General features: G+C 62.4%; 7 protein-coding genes. All 7 read right to left on the reverse strand.

All coding sequences use genetic code 11. The annotated features are described in order from the left end of the window. Window positions 1-49 precede the first annotated feature (49 nt). The 7 genes from AWB82_RS32835 to AWB82_RS32860 all read right to left on the reverse strand — a co-directional run bounded on the left by AWB82_RS32835 (window position 50) and on the right by AWB82_RS32860 (window position 6,223). A complete protein-coding gene (locus tag AWB82_RS32835) occupies window positions 50-958 on the reverse strand; it encodes an ABC transporter permease (protein WP_086973463.1) in 909 nt (302 codons plus the stop codon). Next, window positions 958-1,821, reverse strand: coding sequence for an ABC transporter permease (locus AWB82_RS32840; protein WP_086973464.1), 864 nt, complete (start codon window positions 1,819-1,821; stop codon window positions 958-960). Before AWB82_RS32840 ends, AWB82_RS32835 begins: the two co-directional genes overlap by 1 nt. Continuing rightward, on the reverse strand, window positions 1,818-2,894 hold the full coding sequence (locus AWB82_RS32845) for an ABC transporter ATP-binding protein (protein WP_086973465.1): 1,077 nt from the start codon (window positions 2,892-2,894) through the stop codon (window positions 1,818-1,820). Before AWB82_RS32845 ends, AWB82_RS32840 begins: the two co-directional genes overlap by 4 nt. Before the next feature lie 80 nt (window positions 2,895-2,974). Beyond that, window positions 2,975-4,078: an ABC transporter substrate-binding protein gene (locus AWB82_RS32850; protein ID WP_407643068.1), complete on the reverse strand. Its 1,104-nt coding sequence runs from the start codon at window positions 4,076-4,078 to the stop codon at window positions 2,975-2,977. A gap of 276 nt (window positions 4,079-4,354) precedes the next feature. Further along, complete coding sequence (locus tag AWB82_RS38650; protein WP_235023532.1) at window positions 4,355-4,780, reverse strand: hypothetical protein; 426 nt, start codon at window positions 4,778-4,780, stop codon at window positions 4,355-4,357. 194 nt (window positions 4,781-4,974) lie between these two features. Next, window positions 4,975-5,292, reverse strand: coding sequence for a hypothetical protein (locus AWB82_RS38655; RefSeq protein WP_235023533.1), 318 nt, complete (start codon window positions 5,290-5,292; stop codon window positions 4,975-4,977). A gap of 238 nt (window positions 5,293-5,530) precedes the next feature. Beyond that, on the reverse strand, window positions 5,531-6,223 hold the full coding sequence (locus AWB82_RS32860) for a FadR/GntR family transcriptional regulator (RefSeq protein ID WP_086973467.1): 693 nt from the start codon (window positions 6,221-6,223) through the stop codon (window positions 5,531-5,533). Window positions 6,224-6,638 lie beyond the last annotated feature (415 nt).

The following is a 6,638-nucleotide window of genomic DNA, read 5'->3' on the forward strand; positions in this document are numbered from 1 at the left end:
ACACGACTTCGTTATGAAAATAGCCCGCGCACGGCGGCGCGGGCGCACATCATTGCTTCTGTTCCTTCACGCGCGACACGAGCTGCGTCGGGCTGACGAACTGCAGCGCGATCAACACCCAGATCATCGTGATGGCCATGTAGATCATCGCCATCGCGTCGATGGATTGCGGCGCGCGCACGCCCGTCGAAAACACCGCGTAGTACAGCGCGACGACGAGCGTCTGGGTCGTCGGGCCGGCGGTGAAGAACGTCAGCTCGAACATGCCGATGGTCCGCACCAGCACCAGCAGGCCAGCAGCCAGCATGCCCGGCACGAGCAGCGGCAGCAGCACGTAGCGGAAGTAGCGCAGCGTGTTCGCGCCGAAGATGCGCGCGGCCGATTCCAGATTCGGATCGATCTGCTCGATGAACGGCGTCATCACGAGAATCACGAACGGCAGCGCAGGCACCAGATTCGCGAGGATCACGCCGGTCAGCGTGCCCGCGAGATGGAACTTGTACATGACCGTCGCCATCGGGATGCCGTAGGTCACGGGCGGCACCATCAGCGGCAGCAGAAACACGAGCATCGCGAAGCGCTTACCGGGGAATTGCACGCGGGCGAGCGCATACGCGGCCGGCACACCGAGCGCGATCGACAGCAGCACCACCGCGCCGACCACTTCGAGCGTCACGAGCAGCACGCTCGAAAGCTGGAAGTCGCTCCATGCCTGCGCGTACCAGTGCAGCGTGAAGCCCTGCGGCAACAGCGTGCCGAACCAGCGCGTCGCCACCGAATTCACGGCAACGGTCGCGATCAGGAGCAGCACGTTGACGAGAAAGAAGCCCATCGTCGTCCAGACGAAAAACTTCCATAGCCTGTCGCGCAGGCTCATCTGTTGTTTCATCGGTTTGTCCGTGCTTCGAGTCGAGGCGCCGGCCTGCCAGCCGGACGCCGTGCGGTTGTCGGTCGTCATTATCCCTTGCCTCCCGTCACCGGACCCGTATAAAAGAAACGGCGCGCGCCCAGCATGCCGGCGACGACGAGCAATTGCACGAAGCCCATCACGATCGCGATGGTCGATGCGAGCGCGTAGTCATAGCTCTCGAACGCGGCCTCCGATGCGGCGATCGAGATGACGCGCGTCGGGCCGGCCGGCGCGCCGAGCAGCACCGCGGATGGAAACACCGAGAACGCCTGCACGAACGAAAGGCACGCCGTCATCGTGAGGCCGGGCAACAGCAGCGGCAGATAGATCTGGCGGAACTGTTGCCACGGGCTTGCGCCGAGCGTGGCGGCGGCGCGCGCGAGTGTCGGATCGATGCCCGTCACATACGACAGCGTCAGCAGAAACGCGAACGGAAATCCCGACACGATCAGCGAAATCAGCACGCCCCAATAGTTGTGCGTGAGACGCACTTCATCGCCATAGAGATGCAGCGCCTGCAACGCTTGCGGAAACCAGCCGTTCGGGCTGAAGTACGTCAGCATGCCGTCGGCGATCAACACGGTGCCGAGCGTCACCGGCACGACGAGCAGCGTCGTCGCGAACTTCTGCCACGGCGACGTGCGGCGCAGCGCGAACGCCACGGGCACCGACACACCAACGTTGATGATCGTCGCGGGCACGGCGAGCTTCAGCGTGACGATGATCGTCGGCCACATCGACGAATCGGTGAAGAACGTGATGTAGTTCGCCCACATGCCGCCGCCGTTCATCGGCGTGAACGACAGCATCAGCCCGTAGGCGAACGGATAGATGAACAGCGCGAGAATGAAGATGAGCGCGGGCGCTACGAGCCAGCCCTTCGGATCGCGCTGCGCGGGAAGCGCGATCATTTCTCTTCTCCGTACACGAGCGTCTTCGAGGGCGCGACGCGCAGCGCGATGCGCTCGCCTTCGCTGCATTCGCCCGCGATGCGCGCCCACAGCTTGCCGAACGCCGTATCGACGATGATGAGCGAATCGCGCCCGCCGTATTCGACGACTTCGACGTGCGCATCGAACGCGTTTTCCGTGCCGGGCGCGACGCGCTCCATGTCTTCCGGACGCAGCGCGACCGAAACGCGCTTGCTGTCGAAACCTTCCATCGGCATGCCGAGCAGCCTGACGCCGTTCGCGTTCACCGCGACGCAATCGCCCTGCGTGCCTTCGAGCGTCGCCTGCACGACGTTGCGAAATCCCATGAAACGCGCGACGTGCAGGTTCTTCGGACGCGAATAGACTTCCTTCGGCGACGCGACCTGTTGCACGACGCCCTCCCTCATCACGACGATGCGATCGGCCATCGAGAGCGCTTCGTCCTGATCGTGCGTCACGTAGATGGTCGCGCGCTCCAGCTTGCCGTGGATGCGGCGAATTTCGGCGCGCATTTCGATGCGCAGCTTGGTGTCGAGATTCGAGAGCGGCTCGTCCATCAGCACGAGTGGCGGCTCGATGACGATCGCCCGCGCAATCGCGACGCGTTGCTGCTGGCCGCCCGAAAGCTGGCCGGGCAGCTTGGCGTCGTGGCCGATCAGTTGCACCAGTTGCAAGGCGGCTTTCGCGCGTTTGGTCGCTTCCGACTTCGACACGCCGCGCATCTTCAGACCGAAACCGACGTTTTCCAGCACCGACATGTGCGGAAAGAGCGCGTAATTCTGAAAGACCATGCCAAAGCCGCGCTTTTCGGGCGGCAGCACGTCGATACGTTTGTCGTCGAGCCAGATGCCGCCGCCGGTCAGCGGCTGCAATCCCGCGATGCAGTTCAGCGCGGTCGATTTCCCGCAGCCCGACGGCCCGAGCAGCGCGATGAACTCGCCGCGCTGGATGTTCAGATCGAGTCCCTTCAACGCCGCAAGCTGCTGGCCTTCCGCGTTGGTGAAGCTGCGCGAGACCGAGTCGAGGCGCAACTGCTCAAAAGTGTGCTTCATGACAATTCCTGCGCTTTTTTGTACAAGCGGCGACGCTCCTCGCGAGGAACGTCGCCGTCTCATCACAGCGATACGCCGAGTTACTTCGACTTGGCCGCGCCGATTTCGCGGTCCCATTTCTGGAACGCGGCCACCATTGCCTGCGCGTTCAGCGGCAGGACGTGCGGACGGTCGGCAAGCAGCTTCGCGTACTCCGGCCGGCCGAACTTCTGAATGACTTCCTGGCTCTTCGCCGGCGCCATCGAAAGCGGCACGCCTTTCACCGCCGGTCCCGGATAGAAATAGCCGTCGTCATACGTCAACGCCTGCTGCGCCGGTTCGAGCATGAAGTTCATCAGCTTGTAGAGCACGTCGAGCTTTTCCTTGGGCACGCCCTTCGGAATCACCATGTAGTGCGCGTCGTTGACCCACGTCATGTTGTCGAATGCGCCGATCTTGAATTCCGCCGGCACGATACCGAGCGCGCGCGGGTTGATGTCCCAGCCCGTCACGGTGACGGTCATGTCGCGCGTGCCCTCGCCCAGTTCCTTCATGACCGCCGAAGTGCCGCCCGGGTAGTACGGAATGCAGTCGTTCAGTTGCTTGAGGAACGCCCAGGTCTTGTCCCAGCCGTTGACCGGGTCCATCGGGTCCTTGTCGCCGAGCACGTATGGCAGGCCCATCAGGAAGGTGCGGCCCGGACCGGAATTGGCCGGACGCGCATAGATCAGCTTGTTCGGATGCGCCTTGCACCACGCGAGCAGTTGATCCGGCGTCTTGGGAACATCGGTGACTTTGGCCGGGTTGTATTCGAGCAGGGGACCCGCGGGCATGTAGGTCACTTCGAGACCGTAACCTTGCGCGATGTCCTGCATCTTGCGCGGGCCGGGCGCGTATTTGTCGAGCACGCCGGGGAACGCCTTCGCTTGATCGGGCAGCAGCTTCTCCCACAGACCTTGCTGAATGCCGGCCGCGAGCGCGTCGGTGCCGGTCACGACGAGGTCGATGTCCGAGCGCCCCGCCGCCTGCATCGCCTTGATCTTGCCCGGCAATTGCGGCGCGGGCGCATTCGTGAACGTGATGCTGGACACGAGGTCCGGATACTTCGCCTTGAACGCCTCGAAGCCCTTTTGCGTCAGTTGCAGATTGCCTGCGACGTCGACGATGTTGATCGACACGGGATCGGCCGCCTGCGCCGCGCTCATGCTGAAGGCCGCGCCCACGGCGACGCAAATCGCCGCCAGTTTCACTGACAGTCCTGCCTTGAAAGCCATTTTGTCTCCTCACTTCTCTCGCAACCGCTGGTCGGGAAGAGGTCCGGTCGTATCGTCGATGTTGTCGATTGTGTTGATCGCCGGCCTGTTTGTGCTTCGTTCTGATTCTCGCGTGTCTCTGTGCGCGTGCGCCCTCGTTGCGACTGGATGCTGAAAAATAGCTAACAGGGTTATAGGATGTCAAGCAAATCGGCTCACCTAGCGCTGTTACCGAAACACGCCAACCGCTCTTTTTCCTCTGCCGATAGCGCTTTGCACGCCGTCTCGGGATATACCCCGAGCGCGCGTTACCTCCCTTTTTAACCGGAAGTTAACTGGGGTTTCCTGCAGGTTTCCAGAAATGCGGCGGACGTAGTTCAGCGCGTGCGGAGAGATTCGTCGAACGCGAGCAGTGCGCGGGCTTCCCGCGATGGCCGGCATGGCGGCGTCGGGCGATGCGCTCAGCAGCGGCAAGATGGGCCCCATGTCGTCCATGTCCGACAACGTCACGGCATCGTGCAGCACGCGGATCAGCGAGATGTCGTCGCGGAGCGTTTCGAGCGGAAGAAAGCGCTCGTATGGCGCCTCGGATTCGCGGCACGCAGCAGCGCCATCACCGCGTGCGGCGCGATGCATCCAGAACCGGTGGTCCACGACGCTAGACCGAAATCGCGTGCGTGAATCAGCGCGGGGCGCTCGCCCATGCCCGACACGACTTTCGATGCCGGCAAGCTTTCGACCAGGCGTCGCAGATAGCCATCGTGAGCCGGATCGGCGCGGACGATTGCGTATTTCACCGCGAGCAGCGTGCCTTCGTCGACGAGTTCGGCGAGCCTGTCGACGTCGATTTAACTCTCGCTTTTGATATTGAGCGTGAACGGCATGCCGGCGACATCGGCGAGGCGTCTGAGGCCGCTCGCCACGCCTTCCGGCGTTGTGAAGCCCGCGAGCGCAGAATCATCGGGTGCGGTAGTCCGTCTGCGCGAGGATGCGCGCCTGATCGAGCATCTTGCCGTAATCGGGCCGATGGCCGGAATCACGCGGGTTCGTGAACCCGCCGACGCCGCCAGCATGTCAAGCAACTCGCTGACGGCGACATGGTACAGATGCGCATTGCCGCCGTATAGCAGCGTGCGCACGCCGCCCGCCTCGATATGAGCGATCAACCTGCCGTTTTCTTGGGATTAGGCGAATAATCCGGGCGTCGCGCCCAGGAGCGGCACGGCCATCACGGATTAGGAAACTCGCTGACGACGACGGGATCGGTGTTCATGACGGCTCGCTGGATCGACTGAAGAGGCCGGCGAAGGAGGCAAGACGGGCAAAGTTGTCAAACAACATTGCCTTCGACGCGCTATTTGAGCATGCGACCGCGCAGGTTGTGTGACAACTGTCGCGACGTGACTAGTCGCCGAACATGCGGTCGAGCGCGTTTTCGAGATGCGTCTTCATCGCTTTCCCGGCGCGCGCGGGATCACGCGCGCGGATCGCTTCGAGCACATCGAGATGTTCCCGCTGAACGAGACGCTGGCGTTCGAGCGTCTTCACAAACGACAGATTGCGCGACAGGTTCATGCTGACTTCGACCTGTTCCTCGATGAACGAAAGGACAGTAATGAAGAACGGATTCTTCGACGCCCGCGACACTGCGAGATGGAACGCGAAATCGTCTTTTGCGCCGATGCCCTCCTGCGTTTCGACGACGCGCTCCAGTTGCTCCCACGCTTCCTGAATCGCGCGAATGTCGTGTTCGTCCGCCTTGATGGCGGCCAGTTCGGCGGCGCCGGACTCCGTCACCATGCGAAATTCGTAGCAGCGGCGAATATCGGATAGCGTCTCCAGCGGCGCGAAACGGCGCACCTCGGGATCGGGGCGGCGACCCACGATCGTTCCCGATCCGCGCCGCGTCACGATGATGCCGTCCGCGCGCAGCCGCGCAAGCGCTTCGCGCACGGTTGGCCGCGAAGTCGCGAAACGTTCGGCGAGCGCGTGTTCGGTGAGGAGCCGGTCGCCCTCCTTGAACTCGCCTTCCATGATGCTGTTGAGGATGTCGCTATAAATCCGGTCGGCGAGCCCGGATGACTTACGCTCGTTCATGTTCGCGCGTGTCGTGCTTGTCAGGGTGGAGACCGATTGTAAGGCAGATTTTTTTGGGCGGGATATGAACGGGGGCCGGACGCGATGAGGGTGATCTAGCGCGCGGGAATTCGCCGCGATGGGAGTTATTGCCTTCGATGGGGCAGGTCTTTGCTGGTGTTGTTCTGACATTGGCGTCTTTCGGAACCTATATATTTCGGTATGCGAATTGACTTCCAGTTCTGAGTAAATGTAAATGTCGTAAGCGAACACTTCGCGGGAGCGCCCTTCTCATCGGCCGACGCTTATATCACGCTCACCGCTCACGGTGCGTGCAGTTTCGCAGCACGCACCTGTACTTTGGCCAAGTAAGGATCGACTTCCCCATTCACCGCTTCGCTCACTTCTTGCCCGCCTTCGCTTCGTCAGCCAACGT

The organism is Caballeronia glebae (genome assembly GCF_001545035.1).
Lineage (GTDB): Bacteria > Pseudomonadota > Gammaproteobacteria > Burkholderiales > Burkholderiaceae > Caballeronia > Caballeronia glebae.

Bases quoted from the DNA above. Each gene is read 5' to 3' on its own strand.
- AWB82_RS32835 (WP_086973463.1), bottom strand. From the start codon at position 958: ATGACGACCGACAACCGCACGGCGTCCGGCTGGCAGGCCGGCGCCTCG.
- AWB82_RS32860 (WP_086973467.1), bottom strand. From the start codon at position 6,223: ATGAACGAGCGTAAGTCATCCGGGCTCGCCGACCGGATTTATAGCGAC.
- AWB82_RS32840 (WP_086973464.1), bottom strand. From the start codon at position 1,821: ATGATCGCGCTTCCCGCGCAGCGCGATCCGAAGGGCTGGCTCGTAGCG.
- AWB82_RS32845 (WP_086973465.1), bottom strand. From the start codon at position 2,894: ATGAAGCACACTTTTGAGCAGTTGCGCCTCGACTCGGTCTCGCGCAGC.
- AWB82_RS32850 (WP_407643068.1), bottom strand. From the start codon at position 4,078: ATGAGCGCGGCGCAGGCGGCCGATCCCGTGTCGATCAACATCGTCGAC.